Origin of the sequence: Methylobacterium sp. 88A, assembly GCF_000376345.1 — a bacterium.
Lineage (GTDB): Bacteria > Pseudomonadota > Alphaproteobacteria > Rhizobiales > Beijerinckiaceae > Methylobacterium > Methylobacterium bullatum.
The window spans coordinates 4,519,063-4,537,893 of sequence record NZ_AQVT01000001.1; the positions used below are offsets into that span (position 1 = coordinate 4,519,063).

General features: G+C 68.5%; 17 protein-coding genes. 8 read left to right on the top strand and 9 right to left on the bottom strand.

Going from position 1 to position 18,831, the window contains the following annotated elements; translation table 11 throughout:
- Nucleotides 1-86 precede the first annotated feature (86 nt).
- Nucleotides 87-578 (bottom strand): molybdenum cofactor biosynthesis protein MoaE, encoded by a 492-nt coding sequence (locus tag A3OM_RS0121515; protein WP_018045862.1) that lies wholly within the window; start codon nt 576-578, stop codon nt 87-89.
- 225 nt (nt 579-803) lie between these two features.
- Here A3OM_RS0121515 and A3OM_RS0121520 point away from each other — a divergent pair, with 225 nt between their 5' ends.
- Complete coding sequence (locus tag A3OM_RS0121520) at nt 804-1,823, top strand: gamma carbonic anhydrase family protein (RefSeq protein ID WP_026176285.1); 1,020 nt, start codon at nt 804-806, stop codon at nt 1,821-1,823.
- 124 nt (nt 1,824-1,947) lie between these two features.
- A complete protein-coding gene (locus A3OM_RS0121525; protein WP_018045864.1) occupies nt 1,948-2,820 on the top strand; it encodes a DUF3108 domain-containing protein in 873 nt (290 codons plus the stop codon).
- Between the two features lie 146 nt (nt 2,821-2,966).
- Here A3OM_RS0121525 and A3OM_RS0121530 read toward each other — a convergent pair whose 3' ends face one another.
- The 4 genes from A3OM_RS0121530 to A3OM_RS0121545 all read right to left on the bottom strand — a co-directional run bounded on the left by A3OM_RS0121530 (nt 2,967) and on the right by A3OM_RS0121545 (nt 4,936).
- Complete coding sequence (locus A3OM_RS0121530) at nt 2,967-3,536, bottom strand: pyridoxamine 5'-phosphate oxidase family protein (RefSeq protein WP_018045865.1); 570 nt, start codon at nt 3,534-3,536, stop codon at nt 2,967-2,969.
- Nucleotides 3,537-3,555: 19 nt separating this feature from the next.
- Nucleotides 3,556-3,918 (bottom strand): helix-turn-helix domain-containing protein, encoded by a 363-nt coding sequence (locus A3OM_RS0121535; protein WP_051074344.1) that lies wholly within the window; start codon nt 3,916-3,918, stop codon nt 3,556-3,558.
- Complete coding sequence (locus tag A3OM_RS0121540) at nt 3,888-4,169, bottom strand: BrnT family toxin (protein WP_018045867.1); 282 nt, start codon at nt 4,167-4,169, stop codon at nt 3,888-3,890. The genes A3OM_RS0121535 and A3OM_RS0121540 overlap by 31 nt, the downstream gene beginning before the upstream one ends.
- Before the next feature lie 149 nt (nt 4,170-4,318).
- Complete coding sequence (locus A3OM_RS0121545; protein ID WP_026176287.1) at nt 4,319-4,936, bottom strand: TetR-like C-terminal domain-containing protein; 618 nt, start codon at nt 4,934-4,936, stop codon at nt 4,319-4,321.
- A 184-nt stretch (nt 4,937-5,120) separates the two neighbouring features.
- Here A3OM_RS0121545 and A3OM_RS0121550 point away from each other — a divergent pair, with 184 nt between their 5' ends.
- Complete coding sequence (locus tag A3OM_RS0121550; RefSeq protein ID WP_026176288.1) at nt 5,121-8,546, top strand: acyl-[ACP]--phospholipid O-acyltransferase; 3,426 nt, start codon at nt 5,121-5,123, stop codon at nt 8,544-8,546.
- On the opposite strand, the gene A3OM_RS0121555 is transcribed toward A3OM_RS0121550, so the two are convergent.
- Entirely contained in the window at nt 8,483-9,718 is a 1,236-nt protein-coding gene (locus A3OM_RS0121555) for an aminotransferase class I/II-fold pyridoxal phosphate-dependent enzyme (protein ID WP_018045870.1), read from the bottom strand. The two genes, A3OM_RS0121550 and A3OM_RS0121555, sit on opposite strands and share 64 nt — an antisense overlap.
- A gap of 45 nt (nt 9,719-9,763) precedes the next feature.
- A complete protein-coding gene (locus A3OM_RS0121560) occupies nt 9,764-11,335 on the bottom strand; it encodes a hypothetical protein (RefSeq protein ID WP_245257816.1) in 1,572 nt (523 codons plus the stop codon).
- A gap of 145 nt (nt 11,336-11,480) precedes the next feature.
- Here A3OM_RS0121560 and A3OM_RS0121565 point away from each other — a divergent pair, with 145 nt between their 5' ends.
- The 3 genes from A3OM_RS0121565 (at nt 11,481) to A3OM_RS0121575 (ending at nt 14,132) form a co-directional block, all read left to right on the top strand.
- Complete coding sequence (locus A3OM_RS0121565; protein WP_026176289.1) at nt 11,481-12,749, top strand: adenosylmethionine--8-amino-7-oxononanoate transaminase; 1,269 nt, start codon at nt 11,481-11,483, stop codon at nt 12,747-12,749.
- 81 nt (nt 12,750-12,830) lie between these two features.
- Nucleotides 12,831-13,220, top strand: coding sequence for a response regulator (locus A3OM_RS0121570; RefSeq protein WP_026176290.1), 390 nt, complete (start codon nt 12,831-12,833; stop codon nt 13,218-13,220).
- A 357-nt stretch (nt 13,221-13,577) separates the two neighbouring features.
- A complete protein-coding gene (locus A3OM_RS0121575; protein ID WP_051074442.1) occupies nt 13,578-14,132 on the top strand; it encodes a MarR family winged helix-turn-helix transcriptional regulator in 555 nt (184 codons plus the stop codon).
- A 66-nt stretch (nt 14,133-14,198) separates the two neighbouring features.
- Here the strand turns inward: A3OM_RS0121575 and A3OM_RS0121580 are convergent, their stop codons facing one another.
- Together A3OM_RS0121580 and A3OM_RS0121585 are read right to left on the bottom strand one after the other, a co-directional pair.
- A complete protein-coding gene (locus A3OM_RS0121580) occupies nt 14,199-14,447 on the bottom strand; it encodes a hypothetical protein (protein WP_018045875.1) in 249 nt (82 codons plus the stop codon).
- 133 nt (nt 14,448-14,580) lie between these two features.
- A complete protein-coding gene (locus A3OM_RS0121585; RefSeq protein WP_018045876.1) occupies nt 14,581-14,847 on the bottom strand; it encodes a hypothetical protein in 267 nt (88 codons plus the stop codon).
- A gap of 436 nt (nt 14,848-15,283) precedes the next feature.
- On the opposite strand from A3OM_RS0121585, the gene ileS reads away from it, so the two are divergent.
- Together ileS and lspA are read left to right on the top strand one after the other, a co-directional pair.
- A complete protein-coding gene (gene ileS / locus A3OM_RS0121590; RefSeq protein WP_018045877.1) occupies nt 15,284-18,268 on the top strand; it encodes an isoleucine--tRNA ligase in 2,985 nt (994 codons plus the stop codon).
- Between the two features lie 62 nt (nt 18,269-18,330).
- On the top strand, nt 18,331-18,831 hold the full coding sequence (lspA, locus tag A3OM_RS0121595; RefSeq protein WP_018045878.1) for a signal peptidase II: 501 nt from the start codon (nt 18,331-18,333) through the stop codon (nt 18,829-18,831).

Sequence of the window (18,831 nt, forward strand, 5' to 3'; positions counted from 1 at the left end):
GAAACCCGTCACAGGCAAGGGGCGAACGGGCTGAGGCGCGCCCTCCTCTGTGGACGGACCGGAGGCGAATCGCCGCCGGTCCGCCCTCACGCCCAGCGTGACGCGGCCTCGTCGTCGGCGCCCGTGGCTTCGACCCAGCCCCCCATGGTGCCGTCGGCCAGATGCTCGCGCTTCCAGAACGGGGCCTTCGTCTTGAGATAGTCCATGAGGAAGCTCGCCGCCTCGAAAGCGGCCACGCGGTGACTTGCCGCCGTCACCACGAGGACGATGCCGTCGCCCGGCGCGACGAGGCCGTGCCGGTGGATCACCCGCACCGCCTGGAGCGGCCAGCGGTCCTGAGCCGCCTCCACCACCCGGCCGATCTCCGCCTCGGCCATGCCGGGATAGTGTTCGAGTTCGAGTCCGGTCAGGCGCCCGCCCTCGTCGCGGCACAGGCCGGTGAAGGTGACGATCGCCCCGGTCCTGCCTTGAAGCGTACCGCTCAGCGCGGCCATCTCCGCAGCCACGTCGAAGGGCGCGCTCTGGATGCTGATCGCGGCTGCGCCCCGATCGTTCGCCGTCGTCTCGCCTGCTGACATCCGTCGATTCCTTGACGCATCGGCGCGAAAGCCCTCGCGACCGGGTTTGATCCCCCTTAAGGGATGCGCGACATTGCAAAGTCCGCGCGGTGGTTCCACGCTGTCGCGCGTCGTTCCGGCAACACCATTCCGGCGTCCGGCCTTACCACTCGACCGGCATGGGTTCCATGCCCCGCCGGTCCCATAGCCGGTCCACGCCATCGGCTTCGAAGGAATTCCCCTCGCGTGACGCCTGAGTTGATCCTGCCCCATGACGGCGTCCTGCCGGTCTTCTCGGCCCGTCCGGTCTGGTGCGGGCGCGGAAGCACGGTCATCGGCGCCGCGACGATCGGTGCCCAGGCCTGGCTCGGCGACGACAGCGTGATCCGTGCCGACGGCGAGGCGGTGACCGTCGGTGAGCGCTTCTGGCTCGGCCATCGCTCGACGCTCCACATCGCCACCGATTCGCATCCCACCCTCGTCGGTGACCGGGTGACGGTGGGCCGCAACGCCGTGGTCCATGCCTGCACGGTCGGGTCCGACGTGGTGATAGAGGACGACGTCATCGTCCTCGACGGCGCCACCGTGGAGGACGGAGTGCTCATCGAGGCCGGGGCCACCGTCTTCCCGCGCTCGCACCTCGCCGCGGGCTTCGCCTATGCCGGCAGCCCGGCGAAACCCCAGCGTCCCGTCACCGCAGCCGAGATCGCCGAGCGGGCCGAGCGCGTGCGCGAGGCCACGGGGGATACCCCGTCGCCCGTCGCCGGCGACGAGATCGACGTCGATCCGAGTGTCTACGTCGCCAGCACCGCGCGCCTGCGCGGCCGCATCGCCCTCGGCGCTGGGTCGAGCGTATTGTTCTCCTGCGACCTGCATGCGGAGGTCGGCCCCATCCTCGTCGGCGCCGACACCAACATCCAGGACAACACCGTCATCCGAGCGCGGGCCGAGGGCGTCGTCATCGGTCGCGACACCACGATCGCGCACAACGTGCGGATGGCCGATTGCCGGATCGGCGCGCGCAGCCTCATCGGCATCGGCTGCGTGCTCGCCCCCGGCACCGTGGTGGCCGACGACGTGTTGCTCGCCGGCGGCTCCACCACCGATCCGGGCCAGCTCCTCGAGAGCGGCCATCTCTGGGGCGGCCGCCCCGCCCGCATCCTCGGCCCCCTCGACGCGGACAAGCGCGCGATGATGACCCGCATCGTCGCCGGCTATTGCGAGCATGGGCGGGTGTATCGGCAGATGGAGACGGGTGAGAACTGAAGGGAAGCGCAAAGCGCGCCTGCCGTCCGGTTCTCGAATGCGACGATCACCCGGCAGGTGCCGGTCCGCACCAGCACACGTGGCGGCATCTCTTAAGGGATGACGGCATGCAGGAGGGCAGCGCATGGTCGCCTCGTCCAATGATGCTTGGGAGACACGCTCCATTGCGGTGATCGGCGCAGCGCTTCTGGCCCTCGCCGTGCCGCCCCCGGCTTCGGCCGCCCCCGAGCCTCAACGCTTCTCCATCACCTATCGCCTGTCGTTCCTCGACCTTCCCGTCGGCGAGGCCACCCTCGCCGTCGATCAGGCGGGTGGGCGCTATGCCTACGATCTGAAGGCGGGCCTGCGCGGCCTTGTCGGTGTCTTCTTCGAGGGATCGGGGACGGCGTCGGCATCGGGGGAACGGTCGCGGAGCGGAGCGCTCACCGGCACGTTCCGATCCGAGAGTCTCTATGGACGAAAGCCGGTCCGGGTCTCCATGGTTCTGTCGGGCGGACGCGCGCATGACGAGAGCGTGGAGCCGCCTCCGACTCCGACGCCCGACCGGATCCCGGTGGCGCCGCAGGACAAGGTGGGTGTCGTCGATCCCCTGACCATGCTGGCGATCCCCCTCGGCGCGGCGCCCCTCGACGTCGCCCTCTGCGAGCGCCGCATCCCGGTCTTCAACGGGGTGGCCCGGGCGGATATCGTTCTCTCGCGCGGGGGGCTGGTGACGGTCCAGGAAGGCCCCTATCGCGGCCCGGCCCTCGATTGCCGGGCGCGCTGGGTGCCGATTTCGGGCCACCGCCCCAATGGCAGCAGCGTGCGCCGCATGGCCGAGAACGACGACATCCGCGTACGGCTCGCCCCCGTTCCGGGCGGCGCGATGCTGTTGCCGCTCACGATCTCCCTGGCCACCGGCTGGGGGCAGGCGGGGATCGAGGCGACGCAATGGGGTGCGCCGCTCAAGGCCGACGGACGCGGCGCGGTGAAGGTCCACCTGCCCAACGCCCGCTGAGACGACGGACGCTTTGCGTCTTCCTGCGCCCGCCCCCGTCTCGCCTTCCGCTGGCGCTCCAGCCGGCCGGGGGAGGGGAGGGAATGCGAGGAGACGGTGCGCGAGCCGGGATTGACGGCGCGCCGCTTACCCGACGCCGCGCGATATCAGCCCGCCACGTCCTCGTCGGCGAACAGCCCCGTGGGCAGCCCATCCATGCTGCGGGCGTTCTTCTGGCGGCGATAGGCGTCGAGTTCGGCCTCCGTCTTGGCCTCGGCCCAGCGGTCGAGGGCGGGACGCTCCTCGCGGTAATCGAACACGGGCACGCCGAAGCCGCAGGAGGTCTGCACGAGATCGATCGTGAGGCGCACCATCTGGCGCGCTCCGGGCGGCTCGCAGCCGTCGAACACATCGGAGAGGAGGCCGGAATAGGCCTCGCTGCCGCGCGCCAAAACCTCTCCGTGCCCGTAGAGCCGCAGGATCGTCGGCGCGCCTTCGAAGGCGCAGAACATCACCGTCAGCCGTCCATCCGCGCGCAGATGCGCAGCGGTCTCGTTGCCGCTTCCGGTACGGTCGAGATAGACGACGGTGGTTGGGTCGATGACCCGGAACGTATCGGTGCCGCGCGGCGACAGGTTGATCCGCGTGCCCTCCGCCGCCGAAGCGGTGAAGACGATGTGCTGGCGCGCGATGAAATCGAGATGGCGCTCGTCGAGGGCCGGAAACTGCTTGGCCATGAATGTCTTTCTCGCTGCGCTACGCCGCCTCGGGACGTCCCGCCATGATCGCGCGCAGGGCTGCTTCGGGCTCGCGATCCAGGATGTTGAGAAGAGTGCGGACGTAGGGCGGGATCATGGTGCGGCCCTGTTCCCAGTTCTTGAGGGTCGCCAGAGGTGCGCCGATCACCTCGGCGAAGGTCGCCTGCGTCATGCCGAGGCGCTCGCGGATCATCCGAGGAGGCAGCACGATGGCCGCGCCATCGAGGTTGGAGGGATCGTCCGGGTCGAACCCGTCCTCGATCACATAGCGGCGGATATCCTCTTCGGTGGTCGCGTCCAATCTAGCGCGATCGACCGTGACGGTACGTTTCAAGGCTTCTTCAAGTGTGATCTTTGCCATTCCGCGCACTCCTTGCGGTTCGCTGGCCAAGCCGTGATGATCCATCGCGTATCGCCACGATCAGTGTCGACAACCGTGACGAAAACCTCGTTCATCTGTCCGATGGCGATCATACGAACTTCTCCGTAATCCTGCCGCGTGTCCGTCTTCACGAGGACGGGACCCGCAAAGATCGTGACGGCGTCCGCGAAATCGATGCCGCGTTCCGCCAGAACCTTGCCCTGCTTGCTCGGATCCCAATCGAAGTTCATCCTGGGCTTCACGTCCCCGGAAAGCCCCCTGCCCGCCTCCGCAGCCGAAGAGAGGGTGATTCCGCGGGAGTTTCGCGAGAGACAGATATACGCTGCCAGCGCCCCTCAGTATAGGAAACGCCGGGTTCCCTTGCTGCGACACGCGGTTCCTAGGGCCGCAGGAACCGCCCGACCAGCAGCCGCGCCAGGTCGCGCGGCGGCTCGGGGGTCAGGACGGCGAGCTTGTTGGAAGTGGACAGGGAGGCGAGCCCGTGAAGGCCGGCCCAGAGGGTCGCCACCGCCTGCCGTCTCTCGCTCGCATCCGGGATCAGAGGTTCGAGCACCCCGTCGACGAGGTCGGTCGCCTGGGCGAGGGCGGCAGCGTACCAGTCGGGAAAGGTCGAGTCCGGTGCCAGGGAATGTTCGAAGACGAGGCTCCAGACCTGAGGGTCCGAGGCCACGAAGGCGAGATAGGTATCGGCGAGGGCAAGGGCGTTGTCGCGCGGACCGGCGTCGGGACGGATCGCGCCGGTGAGGGCCGCGTGCAGGCGCTCCAGGGTCCGGGCGTTGACCCGCATCACCACAGCATCGAGATCGCCGACACCATTGTAGATCGAGTTCGGAGCGTAGCCGATCACCGAGGCGAGCCGGCGCATGCCGAGGCCGCGCAGGCCCTCCCTGCGGACCAACCCCTCTGCCGCCTTGGTCACCAGAGACTCGAATTCCTCGCGGTTATGCTCGCCTCGTGGGCCGGTGCCCCGCCGTGCCGGTTTCGTTGCCTTCGTCACGCCATCCCCGCCATCGCGTGCCGCCCGGCACCTCGCCGACGCATAGATTGCACGCCGTACAAAATCAACGTTGCCGCCTTTGCGAGCGGCAGTTATTTTGCACAACGTTCAAAAATCGCGGCCGTGCCGGATTTGACGGTTCGTTACAGGGTGGGCAGTCATGGTCCGCCCCGAGGAGACCCTGATGTTTCGTACCTTGATGACGACCCGCCGGTTCGCGCCCCTGTTCTGGTGCCAATTCTTCTCGGCATTCAACGACAATTTCCTGAAGAACGCCCTGGTCTTCCTGATCCTGTTCAAGGTCGCGGGCGCCGGGGGAGAGGCCGCCCATCCGGGCATCCTGGTGACCCTGGCCGGCGCCGTCTTCATCGGCCCGTTCTTCATCCTGTCGGGTCTCGGGGGCGAACTCGCCGACCGCTACGACAAGGCACTCATCGCCAAACGCCTCAAATTCGCGGAGATCTTCGCCGCCGCCGCCGCCGCGATCGGCTTCTTCCTCCACTCGGTGCCGATCCTGTTCGTGGCGCTCGGCCTGTTCGGCACGGTGGCGGCCCTGTTCGGCCCGATCAAGTACGGCATCCTGCCCGACCACCTGAAGCGCAACGAGCTGACGGCGGGCAACGCGCTGGTCGAGGCGGCGACCTTCCTCGCCATCCTGCTCGGGACCATCGTGGCCGGCTTCGCCAGCGCGCTCGGCGGCGATGCCCTGGCCTTCAGCGCCCTGATCATGGTGTTCGCGATCCTGTGCTGGCTTTCGGCCCGACAGATCCCCTCCACCGGCGAGGCAGCGCCGACGCTCAGAATCGATCCCAACGTCGCCCGCTCCACCGTGGCCCTGCTGCGTGACCTCTACGCCGATACGCGGCTGTGGCGCGGCTCGCTCATCGTCAGCTGGTTCTGGCTGGTGGGTGCCGTGGTGCTCGCCCTACTGCCGGTGCTGGTGCGCGAGAGCCTGAACGGCTCGGAGACGGTGGTCACCCTGCTGCTCGCGATCTTCTCGGTGGGCATCGCCGTCGGTTCGGCCCTGGCCTCCTGGCTCGCCAGCGGACGCATCGTCCTGCTGCCGACGCCGATCGGCGCGCTGTTCATGGGCTTGTTCGCCCTCGACCTCGCCTGGACCGTCTCGCACCTGCCGCCGGTCTCCGGCGAGGTGATGGGGGCCGGCGCCTTCCTCTCCACCGGGACGGGCCTTCGCGTGGCGGCGTCCTTCGCCGGCCTCGCCATCGCGGGCGGCCTCTACATCGTGCCGTCCTTCGCAGCCGTGCAGGCCTGGACCGACAAGGACAAGCGCGCCCGCGTCATCGGCGCGGTGAATGTCCTCACCGCCGCCTTCATGGTCACCGGGGCGCTGGGGCTCGCCGCTCTGCAGGGCGCGGGCTGGTCGATGGCCTCGCTCCTCACCCTCATCGGCGTCGCCAACCTCGCCGCCGGCGTGATCGTGCTGAAGGTGATGCCCACGAGCGCCTTCCGCGACTTCCTCTCGATCCTGTTCCGCGCCTTCTACCGGCTCGAAGTGCGGGGTCTCGAGAATGTCGAGAAGGCCGGCCCCAACGCCATCATCGCCCTCAACCACGTCTCGTTTCTGGATGCACCGCTGGCCCTCTCGCTCCTCGACAAGGAGCCGGTCTTCGCCGTCGACCACGGCATCGCGCAGCGCTGGTGGGTGAAGCCCTTCCTGCGGGTGACCAAGGCGATGCCGCTGGACCCGACCCGGCCGCTGGCAACCCGCACGCTCATCAATGCCGTGAAGAACGGCGAAACGCTGATCATCTTCCCCGAAGGCCGCCTCACCGTCACGGGCAGCCTGATGAAGGTCTATGACGGCGCCGGCCTCATCGCCGAGAAATCCGGGGCCAAGGTGGTTCCGGTGAAGATCGAGGGGCTGGAGAAGACCGCCTTCTCGCGCCTCTCCCGCAATCAGGTCCGCCGTCGCTGGTGGCCGAAGGTCATCGTCACGGTGATGTCGCCGGTGGCGCTTACCGTCGACCCCGCGCTGAAGGGCAAGAACCGGCGGCGCGCGGCAGGAGCGGCCCTGTACGACATCATGTCCGATCTCGTCTTCGACACCGCCTTCATCGACCGCAGCGTGATGAGCGCCCTGATCCAGGCGGGGGCCGACCATGGCTGGCGCCGCACGGCGCTGGAGGACCCGGTCACGGGCACGCTCAGCTATTCGCGCCTCGTCATGGGCGCCAACATCCTGGGCCGGAAGCTGATGCCGCTCGCCGCCGAGGGCAAGGCCATCGGGCTGATGCTGCCCAATGCCAACGGCGCGGCGGTGACGTTCTTCGCCCTGGCGAGCGCAGGGCGCGTGCCGGCGATGATCAACTTCTCCGCCGGCCCCGCCAACGTCCTCTCGGCCTGCTCGGCGGCGGAGGTCGGCACCATCCTCACCTCTCGCGCCTTCATCGAGAAGGGCCGCCTCGGCGGCCTGATCGAGGCCATCCAGGGCAAGGTGAAGCTCGTCTACCTTGAGGACGTGCGCGCCAGCGTCACCACCGGCGACAAGATCCGCGGCTTCCTCAGCCCCCGCAAACCCCTCGTGGCGCGACGCGGCGACGATCCGGCGGCGATCCTATTCACGTCGGGCTCGGAAGGCACGCCCAAGGGCGTGGTACTCGCCCATCGCTGCATGCTCGCGAACACCGCCCAGGTCGCGGCCCGCATCGATTTCGGGCCGACCGACAAGGTCTTCAACGTGCTGCCGGTGTTCCACGCCTTCGGACTGACGGCGGGCCTGATCCTGCCCCTGGTCTCCGGCGTGCCGGTCTATCTCTACCCGTCGCCGCTGCATTACCGGATCGTGCCGGAACTCATCTACGGCTCGAACGCCACCGTCCTGTTCGGCACCGACACCTTCCTCTCCGGCTACGCCAAGACGGCCCATTCCTACGACCTGCGTTCGCTCCGCTACGTGGTGGCCGGCGCCGAGGCGGTGAAGCAGGCGACCCGCAAGACGTGGAGCGAGAAGTTCGGCCTGCGCATTCTCGAAGGCTACGGCGTTACCGAATGCGGGCCGGTCGTCGCCCTCAACACGCCGATGTTCAACCGCTTCGGTACGGTCGGCCGGCTCCTGCCCGGGATCGAATCCCGCCTCGAACCGGTGCCCGGCATCGAGGAGGGCGGCCGTCTCTCGGTGAAGGGGCCGAACGTGATGCTCGGCTATCTCAGGGCGGAGAAGCCCGGCGTGCTCGAGGCACCGCCCGACGGCTGGCACGATACCGGCGACATCGTCGCCATCGACGCGGAAGGGTTCGTTACGATCAAGGGCCGCGCCAAGCGCTTCGCCAAGATCGCCGGCGAGATGGTGTCGCTGGCCGGCATTGAGGCCATCGCGGGCGAACTCTGGCCGGATACGCCGAGTGCAGTGGCGGCGGTGCCGGATGCGCGCAAGGGCGAGCGGCTGATCCTGTTCACGGAGCGCAAGGACGCCACCCGCCCCGCTTATCAGGCCTTCGCCAAGACCAAGGGCGCCACCGAGATCGCCATCCCGGCCGAAGTGGTGGTCCTGGACAAGCTGCCGATGCTGGGCACCGGTAAGGTGGATCAGGTCGGCGTGGTCAAGCTGGCGCGCGAGCGGGCCGGCGGCGAGTCCACCGCTGCGGCGTAGGTCTCGCGAACCCTCTCCCGCAAAGGGGGGAGGGTTCGTGGCCATTGTCCCAGCACCGCCTCGGCCAACCCCTCCACCTGTGCCTCCGTATGCGCGGCGGAGAACGCCACACGCAGCCGCGCCGTCCCGGCCGGGACTGTGGGCGGGCGGATGGCGACCACGAGATAGCCCTGCTCCTCCAGAGCGGCCGAAAGGCCGAGCGCGGCGTCCGCTTCGCCGATGAGGATGGGGACGATGGGGCTCTGCGCCCCGGGTAGGCCGAGTTGCGCGGTGAAGCGCCGGGCGAGGGCGAGCGGACGCGCGGCGTAATCCGGCTCGGCCTCGACGATGTCGAGGGCGGCCAGTGCGGCAGCGGCCGAGGCCGGGGGAAGCCCGGTGGTGTAGACGAAGCTGCGGGCGCGGCTCGTCATCAGATCGACCACGGCGCGAGAGGCGCAGAGATAGCCGCCATAGGAGCCGAGCGTTTTCGACAGAGTGCCCATTTCGAGGGGCGCCCGCGCGTCCTTCCCGATGACGCCGAGGCCGTGGGCGTCGTCCACCAGGGTCCAGGCATCGTGCGCGTCGGCGAGATGCAGGATGTCGGCGATCGGACCCCGGTCGCCGTCCATGCTGTAGACGCGTTCCGTGAGGATCAGCGCATGCTGGTGGCGGGAGCGGTGCTTGGTCAGGAGCGCTTCGAGATCGCCGAGGTCGTTATGGGCGAACCGCAGCACCTTCGCGCCGGAGAGCCGCGCCCCGGCCCAGAGACAGGAATGGCCGAGCGCGTCCACGAGGATCAGGTCGCGCGGGCCGGCGAGCCCGGAGACGATGCCGAGATTGGCGAGATAGCCGCTGCCGAAAACCAGGGCCGCTTCCGTCCCCTTATGGGTGGCGAGGCGCTCTTCCAGGGCGGCGAGGGGCGGGTGGCTGCCGGTGACGAGACGGGAGGCACCGGCCCCCGTCCCGTAAAGGGCGGTCGCGGCCTGAGCCGCCGCGATGACGCGCGGATCCTGCGACAGGCCGAGATAATCGTTGCAGGAGAACGAGACGAGGCTGCGCCCCTGTCGCGTCGCCGCCGCCTGCGGGCCGCGCATGGTGGGAACGAGGTGCCGGCGCAGGGAGGTCTCGTCGAGGCGGGCGAGATGGTCTCGGGCGAACGCTTCGAGGCTGGTGGTGCGGTCGGGGTCGGACATGGGAGCGGGAAGGAAGCCCGCGCCATCGCGATGTCAAGCACGCGCTTATGGTCGCTGGCGTGGCCGGTACGTCTCGATGCGGTAGAGCGTGAATCGCCCTGATGCGGCCAGCGGCACGAGGAGGCCCGGCATCGGGTTCGGAGCCGAGGGGCCGACGACGTAGAGGTAGTCGAAATCCTTGGTCCAGGCGCGGGTATAGTCCGGCGCGTCCAGACGGGACCGGCCCTCGGCGATGTCGCGCAGGATCACCATCGCCGTCGGGCCGCCATAGGGGACGGCCAGATGGCGGTAGCCATCGATCACCGTCACCGGCTGCTTGCCGATGGAGGTGAACAGCGTCGGCACGAACGCATCCGCATAGGCGACGGCCAGCGTCGCCGCGTTGTAGATCGGATAATCGGAGAGGTCGCCGAGGGGGGCGTCCTCTCCGCTTCCGCTATGGCCCACGAGCACGCGGGAACCCGGCTTCAACTGCCCGAAGGACGCGACGAGCGCCGCATACTCGCCCCGGTAGATCGCCGCGACGGTGAGGGCGGAGGCGAGGTTCACCAGGGTCACGCCCAGGACGGCCACAGCGGCAAGTCGTCCCCAGGCCCGGCTCGGTGGCGACACCACGATGAAGCCGGGAACGATGAGAAGCGCTGCCACCGTCACCCGGAGATCGACGAAGGACGTGTCGAACAGGCGCGTGGGCAGGACGACGAAGAGCGCCGCGAGGCCGGCCGCCAGCCAGCACCCGGATTGAATCGGCCGGACCGCGCCTCGCATCGCGGCGGACCCGATGAGGCCGACGAGGATCACCATGCCGCCGGTGGAGAGGAAAAGATCGTAGCCGTTCAGCGTGGCGAACACCATCAAGAGCTTGGTCTGACCGTTCCAGGCGGTCCCCTCCTGGCCGACGGCGCCTCCGGTCGCCTTCATGACCCCGAAGGCGACGAGTGCCGGCAGGGCGAGGGTGAGGAAGCGCGCCATCGTCGTCGGCAGGGCGGGCTTTCGGGTCCGGGCACGCCAGAGCTCGTGAATGCCGAGGGTGAAACCGTAAAGGCCGAGCGCGAACAGATGGGCGCCGAACAGCAGGGCCACGAAGAGGGTGTGAAGCGCGAGCCGGAGCGGCCAGGCCCGGTCCTGCAGGACGATCCAGCAGGCGATCCCCCACAGCGCGATGCCGAGGGCGAACTGGAAGTTCACGAAACCCCAGGCGAAGGGAACGCTGTAGAGCACCAGCAACGCGAGGAACCCGCTCACCTGAAAGCGGCGCTTCACGGCGAGCTCGATAGCGATGGCCCCTGTGATCGTGAGGATCTGGCTCGCCAGCAGGAACAGCCGGGTCGCGAGTTCGACGCTCGTGATCCGCGCGACGAGCGGGACGACGAGATCCATGGCGAGGTTGGGATAGAGCGCCCAGGTCACCCGGTAGAAGGGGTGCGCCTGCGGGGTTCCGTCCCGCACGAGGATGTACATGCGGGCGAGGTGGTTGGGATAATCCACCATCGCCGGGATCGGCATCGTCAGCACCGGGAGCAAGGCGATGACGAACAGGAGAGCGAACAGCGCCACGGTCGGCGGCGACGTGCCCCAAAGCCGGCCGGGGATGAGTTCGGGTCTCTCGGCAGGCACAGGACAGTCCCGGACAACGAGATCCCTCCGGAGGGCCGGTCGATGGCCTGGAGGGCAGGGTCGCAGACCATGCCTCCGACGGCTTTAAGATCGGGTTGCAGTTCGCTCCCTTGACCGTTCGGCCGCGCACGCTCATCCCGCACGAATGCCTACGGATGCGAAAAACTCTCTCTGGCGGCCCTATACGCAGATGCGGACCGCGGCGCCGCCCCTCGAGGCCGTGCGCACCTCGGGCTCGCGGATCCTGCTCGCCGACGGGCGCGAACTCATCGACGGCATCGCCTCGTGGTGGACCGCGGTCCATGGCTACAACCATCCGCATATCCGTGCGGCGGTGGCGGCTCAGCTCGAGGCCATGCCCCATGTGATGTTCGGGGGGCTCACCCATGCGCCGGCCGAGCGCCTGGCGTCCCGCCTCGCCGCCCTGGCGCCGGGCGACCTCGACCACGTGTTCTTCACCGATTCCGGATCGGTGGCGGTGGAAGTGGCGCTCAAGATGGCCGCGCAGATGTGGCTCAACCGGGGCATCGCCGGGCGCAGCCGGTTCCTCGCGTTCCGCGGCGGCTACCATGGCGACACGATGGGAGCGATGTCGGTCTGCGACCCGGAGGAGGGCATGCATCGGCGCTTCGGCGCCTACTTGCCGACTCAAGTCTTCTGCGATCTTCCGCGCGACGACGCCACGGCCGACGCCCTCGACCGTGCCTTGGCCGAGCATGGCGCTACCCTCGCGGCGATCATCGTCGAACCCCTGGTCCAGGGGGCGGGAGGCATGGTGATGCACGCCCCCGAGACCCTGGCACGGGTGGCGCGGGCGGCCGAGCGGCACGGCCTGCCCCTCATCGCCGACGAGATCTTCACCGGTTTCGGCCGAACCGGCACCCTGTTCGCCTGCGAGCAGGCCGGAATCGTGCCCGACATCCTCTGCCTGTCGAAGGCACTCACCGGCGGCACCATGGCGCTGGCCGCGACGATCGCGCGGCGTCCGGTCTTCGAGGCCTTCCTATCCGACGATCCCTCGGCGGCGCTGATGCACGGCCCGACTTTCATGGCCAATCCCCTCGCCTGCGCCGCCGCCAATGCCAGCCTCGACCTGTTCGAGACCGAGCCGCGTCTGGAACAGGCACGGGCCATCGAGATCCGCTTGGCAGAGGGACTCTCCGGCCTGCGCGGTCTCGCCGGTATCGCCAACATCCGCGTTCTGGGCGCCATCGGAGTCATGCAGTTCGCGCGCGCACCCGATCTCGCTGCGCTCAAGGCGCGCTTCGTGGAGCAGGGAGTCTGGGTCCGCCCCTTCGGCGACATCGTCTACCTGACGCCGGCCCTGACCATCGCGCCGGACGATCTCGACCGTTTATGCGAAGCCGTGGCCCACGTGGTTCGGACATCGGCCGACACGCAGGCAGGGCCCTGAAATCTGTCCGCTCCCGCCCTGCAACCTGAACGGATGTTTATCGTTGGATCAAGTTGGGTCAAACGGTGAAGGGTGGGCATCGTGGTGAATGAGACGACGCGCTCGGACGACGACAGGCCGGTGATCCTCCTCGTCGAGGATGAAGCCCTGACGATCATGGACCTCGGGGATGTCCTCGAGGACGGCGGCTACGAGACGGTGCAATGCGCATCCGCTGAGCGGGCGCTGGGTATCCTCCAGACCCGCACGGATATCCGCGGGCTGATCACGGACGTGGAACTGTCGGGCAAGGTCAACGGGTTCGATCTCGCCAACGCGGTGTCGGAGGCACGGCCGACCCTGCCGATCGTCATCGTCTCGGGCCGTGCCGCCCCCGACCCGGAGCGGATTCCCGCAGGTGCCCGCTTCATTTCCCGTCCCTGCACCGGAGAAGATATCCTCCAGCAGATCCAGAGCCTGATCCCCTGCTGAGACGCCGGGCGACAGTCCAGAACCGGTCGTCGGCCTGGTTTCGGCCGGCGAAGATCGCTTTGCCTGGAGGAACATCTCTTCGCCGGCCGTTGGCTTCCGCGCGAATTTGAGCCGACTGTCATCTCAGCTTCACGAGCCGGACGCCATCTGCACGCACATGGTCCGCCTCCTTCGCCGGGATCTCAAACGGCGGCTCGGGAACGCGGCCTCCTGCGGGTGTGGAGTCGGGCGGCGATGGTTTCGGCTGAAGAGCGAGGGGCGGTATCGTCCGGCAAGGCCATATCATCGGGCAAGTCCGAGTTGGCCAAGTCCGAGTTGGGCAAGACCGACAAAGCCGGCAGGGACACCGAACAGACGATGGGCAAGTCCGACAAACGTATTCGCCCTCCCGGCTCGAAGAGCGTCGGCTGGGCCCTGGTCCAGGCGGCGCGGCTGCACCGCTCTCGGGTGGGGGATCGTCTCGCCGCCCTCGACCTGTTCGCCGGGCAGGAACAGGTGGTTCAGGCCTTGGCGGTTGCCGGCACGATGACCATGGGCGATCTCGCCGCCACCCTTCGGGTCCGGCCGCCCACGGCCTCGAAGACGATCTCTCGCCTTGCGGCCCTCGGCTTCGTCGAGCGGCGCGCAGAGGCCGGGGATGGCCGCATCGTCCGCGTGCGACTCACCGATGCGGGCCTCGCCAAGGCGGAAGCCATCGAGCGCCTCTGGGACGAGGTCGAAGCGGAGATGCTCGATGGGTTCGACGGCAAGGAGCGACGCCGCCTGCGCAAGCTCCTGCGCAAGGCCGCCCGCAACCTCGCCGACGTCTCGGGTGTGACCGGCCACGAAGTCGATGGCGACGCCGATATCGAGAACGACGAGGACGAGCCCGATGCGCTGGTCGTGCCGATCCAGAGCGATCGCCTCGACTGAGACTCGGCGGCTCCTACCCTCGGCAGGCGAATCGGGGACATGTCCGCCGCGACGCAAGGTCCGCTGTCAGATCTTCCGGGCTATACCCGAATGGGCATGGACGCCCTGCTTGCGTTTGGGCGCGCGTCGTTGCTTCCGGCGCTCCAGCCGGAGAGCGAGGCGCCCGGCCAGCCGGTCGATCAAGATAAGGATGCCGCTGACGATAATGGCGAGGGCGCAGGCACTCCCGATCAGGATGCCGATCACGCCCGGCGTCGGGATCACCATGAGACAGACGAGCCCGAAAAGGGCCGTCAGGGGAACCCATTTTGCCATGACGCGGACGGCCCTTCGGTATCACAGGACCGAAGCTGTCACACCCGCATAAAGACAAACTTAAACTTATGAGATTCGTTTCGAGCAGGACCGCCGGCCCTCCCGGTCGCGGGAGGGCCGGTCAGGGTGCGCCTCAGCGGTGGTGACGGTGACGGTAATGGCGACGCGAGTTCATGCGCGTCCGGTAAGCGCGACGGCCCGGATCGATCCCGAGAGCGCCGTTGACCGTCCCGACCGCGCCGCCGACGGCGCCGCCCACGATGCCGCCGATCGGTCCGCCGACCCGGTCACCCTCGGCCGCGCCGCGGCGGACGCCACCGGGCAGGCCCTGGGCTTCTGCCGCGCCCGACAGGGCGAAAGCGGACAGGACGAGGGTGGCGGCAAGCAATGCCTTCTTCATGACGGGATTTCCTCTTCGTCTTTTCGAATCCCGGCCGCGGTCTTGCGGCCGGATCGACCTTCAGCGTCCGGATCTGCACCGCTCCCGACCGGGATGGCGCGCCGTCACGCATAGGCTGATAACGGCCGAGCTTCCAAAAGGTGGCATCGAATCCCGATCGGCCCTGGCCGACACGTGACCGGCTGGACGATGCGGGAGGATGATTGCCTCGCGGCTGCTGGTTTCTGCCGTGCGGCACTGCTAGAAGCCGGAAATGCGCGTTCTCGACGTCCCGCGCGGCCTGAGCCGCCTTCGAATTACGAGCCCGGCCTCCGCCTGACGGCCGCTGCGGCGGCCCGAGCGGGAGCCGGGAGGGCGGCCGCGCCGCCACTGTTCGCCGACATCGGCCAGACGCCGACCGTCCTGAAGATCAGCGCACCGTTTCGCAGAAGACCCCATGACCGATTCGACAGCCCCCGACGCCGGCCTGCCCACCCGCGACTATTCGCAGACCCTGTTCCTGCCCAAGACCGAGTTCCCCATGCGGGCCGGCCTGCCGGTGCGCGAGCCCCTCCTCCTGGAGCGCTGGGCCGCCATCGACCTCTACGGCCGTATCAGGGTGAAGGCCGCCGGACGCCCGAAATTCGTGCTCCACGATGGTCCGCCCTACGCCAACGGCAACATCCATATCGGCACGGCGCTCAACAAGATCCTGAAGGACGTCATCGTCCGCTCCCAGGGCGCGCTCGGCTACGACGCCAATTACGTGCCGGGCTGGGACTGCCACGGCCTGCCGATCGAGTGGAAGATCGAGGAGCAGTACCGCGCCAAGGGCCGCAACAAGGACGACGTACCGGTCCTCGAATTCCGCCAGGAGTGCAGGGCCTTCGCCGGCCAGTGGCTCGATACGCAGCGGACCGAGTTCAAGCGCCTCGGCGTCACCGGCGACTGGGACCACCCCTACGCGACCATGACCTTCCCGGCGGAGGCCACGATCGCGCGCGAACTCATGACCTTCTCCATGACCGGCCAGCTCTATCGCGGCTCGAAGCCGGTGATGTGGTCGGTGGTGGAGAAGACCGCTTTGGCGGAAGCCGAGGTCGAGTACGAGGATCATGTCAGCGACACGATCTTCGCGGCGTTCCGGCTCACCGCTGGGGCACCGGATGATCTAGCCGCTTCGCGCATCGTGATCTGGACGACCACGCCCTGGACCATGCCGGGCAACCGCGCCGTGGCCTATTCGAAGCGGGTGGCCTACGGCCTCTACCGCGTCACCGCGGCGGCCGAGGACAATTGGGCCAAGACCGGCGACACCTACCTCCTCGCCGATACCCTGGCCGCCGGGGTCTTCGCCTCGGCCCGCGTGGAGGCGTTCGAGCGTGTCCGTGACGTGTCGGCCTCAGAGCTTGCCGGCCTGACCCTCTCGCATCCGCTCGCTGGCCACACCGCCGGCTACGACTTCCAGGTTCCGCTTCTCGAGGGCGACCACGTCACCGACGAGGCCGGCACCGGCTTCGTCCATACGGCGCCGGGCCATGGCCGCGAAGATTTCGAGGTGTGGATGGCCAATGGCCGCGCGCTCTCCCAGCGCGGCATCGACACCCGCATCCCCTACACCGTCGATGCCGATGGGGCGCTCACCGAGGAGGCCCCCGGTTTCACGGGAAAACTCGTCCTGACGCCGAAGGGCGACAAGGGCGACGCCAACAAGGCGGTGATCGCCGCCCTGACGGAGGCCGGCACCCTGGTGGCGCGCGGCACGCTCAAGCACAGCTACCCGCACTCCTGGCGCTCGAAGAAGCCGGTGATCTTCCGCAACACGCCGCAATGGTTCATCGCGCTGGACAAACCAGTGGAGTCCCTCGGTGAGAGGACGCTGCGCGAGGTGGCGCTCACATCCATCGACGAGACGCGGTGGGTACCGTCACAGGGCAAGAACCGGATCAACGGCATGGTCGCCAATCGGCCCGACTGGGTGGTGTCGCGCCAGCGCGCCTGGGGCGTGCCGATCACCGTCTTCGTGAAGAAGGGCACCAGCGAGATCCTGCGCGACGAGGCCGTGAATGCCCGCATCGCCGAAGCCTTCCTGGCCGAAGGCGCCGACGCCTGGTTCACCGATCGGGACGGCGCCCGCTTCCTCGCGCCGGATCACGACCCGGCGGAATACGAGAAGGTGACCGACGTCCTCGACGTCTGGTTCGATTCGGGCTCGACCCACGCTTTCGTTCTCGACGACCCGGACCAGTTCCCCGGCCTCTCCGGCGTGGTGCGCAAACGCGACGGCGGCCGGGACACGGTGATGTATCTCGAAGGCTCCGACCAGCATCGCGGCTGGTTCCAGTCGTCGTTGCTGGAATCCGCCGGCACACGGGGACGCGCGCCCTACGACATCGTGCTCACCCACGGGTTCGTCCTCGACCCCAAGGGTCTGAAGATGTCGAAATCGAAGGGCAACGTCGTCGCGCCGCAGAGCGTCATCAAGGATTCGGGCGCCGACATCCTGCGCCTCTGGGTGGCGGCCTCCGATTACGCCGACGACCTGCGCATCGGCCCGGAGATCATCAAGACCTTCGCCGAGACCTACCGCAAGCTGCGCAATTCGCTGCGCTGGATGCTCGGCTCGCTGGCGCATTTCGAGGCGGGCGAACCCGTGCCCCATGCCGACTTGCCCGAGCTGGAGCGGCTGATCCTGCATCGCCTCTGCGAACTCGACGGCGAGATCCGCGAGGCCTACGCCACTTTCGACACCAAGCGGGTGGTGGCGCTCCTCAACGGCTTCATGACCGGCGACCTCTCGGCTTTCTATTTCGACGTGAGGAAGGACGCGCTCTACTGCGACCCGATCTCGTCGCAGGTGCGACGCGCCGCGCTGCAGGTCATCGACGAGACCTTCCGCCGGGTGACGATCTGGCTCGCCCCCGTCCTCGCCTTCACGGCGGAGGAGGCCTGGCTCGACCGTTACCCCTCGGATGTCGGCTCCGTCCATCTCGAGACGCTGCCCGAGACTCCCGCCTCCTGGCGGAATGCCGCCCTCGCGGAGCGCTGGCAGAATATCCGTCGGGTGCGCCGCGTGGTCACCGGCGCCCTGGAGATCGAGCGCGCGGCCAAGCGCATCGGCGCCAGCCTCGAGGCGGCACCGACCGTCTTCGTCTCCGATTCCGATCTGCTCTCCGCCCTCGACGGGATCGATTTCTCGGAAGTCTGCATCACCTCCGGCATCACGATCGTCGACGGGGAGGGGCCGGACGAGGCCTTCCGCATCGATGAGGTGCGCGGCGTGGCGGTGGTCTCCGGACCGGCCAAGGGCCGCAAATGTGCCCGGTCGTGGCGCGTCTCCGAGACGGTCGGCTCCGATCCCGATTACCCGGACGTGACACCCCGCGACGCCCAGGCGCTGCGGGAATGGGACGCGCTGCACGCCGCGTCGGGCGTGGCGTGAACGCTTCGCGATCCGACACGGGCCTCCCCTCCCCCCCCTCGGGGGGAGGGGAGGACGCCGGCATGCCCCCCTTCCGCCTCGGCCTCGTCATCCTCCTCGCCACCCTCGTCCTCGATCAGGCCTCCAAGCTCTGGCTCTATTTCGGCACCGATCTGGTGCTGACGCAGCCCTGGCACCTGACCGGCTTCGCGGATGTCGTCGTCGTCTGGAATCGGGGCATCTCCTACGGCCTGTTCCAGCAGGAGGGCGGCCTAGGCCGCTGGATCCTGGTGGCGGTGTCCGTGGCGGCATCGATCGGGATGATCGCCTGGATGCGTCGCGCCTCGTCGTCGCTCCTGGCGGCTGCCCTCGGGCTCATCGCGGGCGGGGCGATCGGCAACGCCATCGACCGGGCAGCCTACGGTGCGGTGTTCGACTTCGTCCACCTCCATGCGGGCGCATGGTCCTGGTACGTGTTCAACATCGCCGACGCGGCCATCGTCGCCGGTGTCGTCGGCCTCCTCATCGACAGTCTGATCCCGGTCCGGCACCCTCGGGACGAAGCCCCTCCGGGCGGCCCCTGA

Excerpts from the sequence above, each read along its gene's own strand:
- A3OM_RS0121565 (WP_026176289.1), top strand. The coding sequence starts at position 11,481 with ATGCCTACGGATGCGAAAAACTCTCTCTGGCGGCCCTATACGCAGATG.
- A3OM_RS0121525 (WP_018045864.1), top strand. The coding sequence starts at position 1,948 with ATGGTCGCCTCGTCCAATGATGCTTGGGAGACACGCTCCATTGCGGTG.
- lspA (WP_018045878.1), top strand. The coding sequence starts at position 18,331 with ATGCCCCCCTTCCGCCTCGGCCTCGTCATCCTCCTCGCCACCCTCGTC.
- A3OM_RS0121585 (WP_018045876.1), bottom strand. The coding sequence starts at position 14,847 with ATGAAGAAGGCATTGCTTGCCGCCACCCTCGTCCTGTCCGCTTTCGCC.
- ileS (WP_018045877.1), top strand. The coding sequence starts at position 15,284 with ATGACCGATTCGACAGCCCCCGACGCCGGCCTGCCCACCCGCGACTAT.
- A3OM_RS0121530 (WP_018045865.1), bottom strand. The coding sequence starts at position 3,536 with ATGGCCAAGCAGTTTCCGGCCCTCGACGAGCGCCATCTCGATTTCATC.
- A3OM_RS0121580 (WP_018045875.1), bottom strand. The coding sequence starts at position 14,447 with ATGGCAAAATGGGTTCCCCTGACGGCCCTTTTCGGGCTCGTCTGTCTC.
- A3OM_RS0121535 (WP_051074344.1), bottom strand. The coding sequence starts at position 3,918 with ATGGCAAAGATCACACTTGAAGAAGCCTTGAAACGTACCGTCACGGTC.
- A3OM_RS0121575 (WP_051074442.1), top strand. The coding sequence starts at position 13,578 with ATGGGCAAGTCCGACAAACGTATTCGCCCTCCCGGCTCGAAGAGCGTC.
- A3OM_RS0121540 (WP_018045867.1), bottom strand. The coding sequence starts at position 4,169 with ATGAACTTCGATTGGGATCCGAGCAAGCAGGGCAAGGTTCTGGCGGAA.
- A3OM_RS0121515 (WP_018045862.1), bottom strand. The coding sequence starts at position 578 with ATGTCAGCAGGCGAGACGACGGCGAACGATCGGGGCGCAGCCGCGATC.
- A3OM_RS0121555 (WP_018045870.1), bottom strand. The coding sequence starts at position 9,718 with ATGTCCGACCCCGACCGCACCACCAGCCTCGAAGCGTTCGCCCGAGAC.
- A3OM_RS0121550 (WP_026176288.1), top strand. The coding sequence starts at position 5,121 with ATGTTTCGTACCTTGATGACGACCCGCCGGTTCGCGCCCCTGTTCTGG.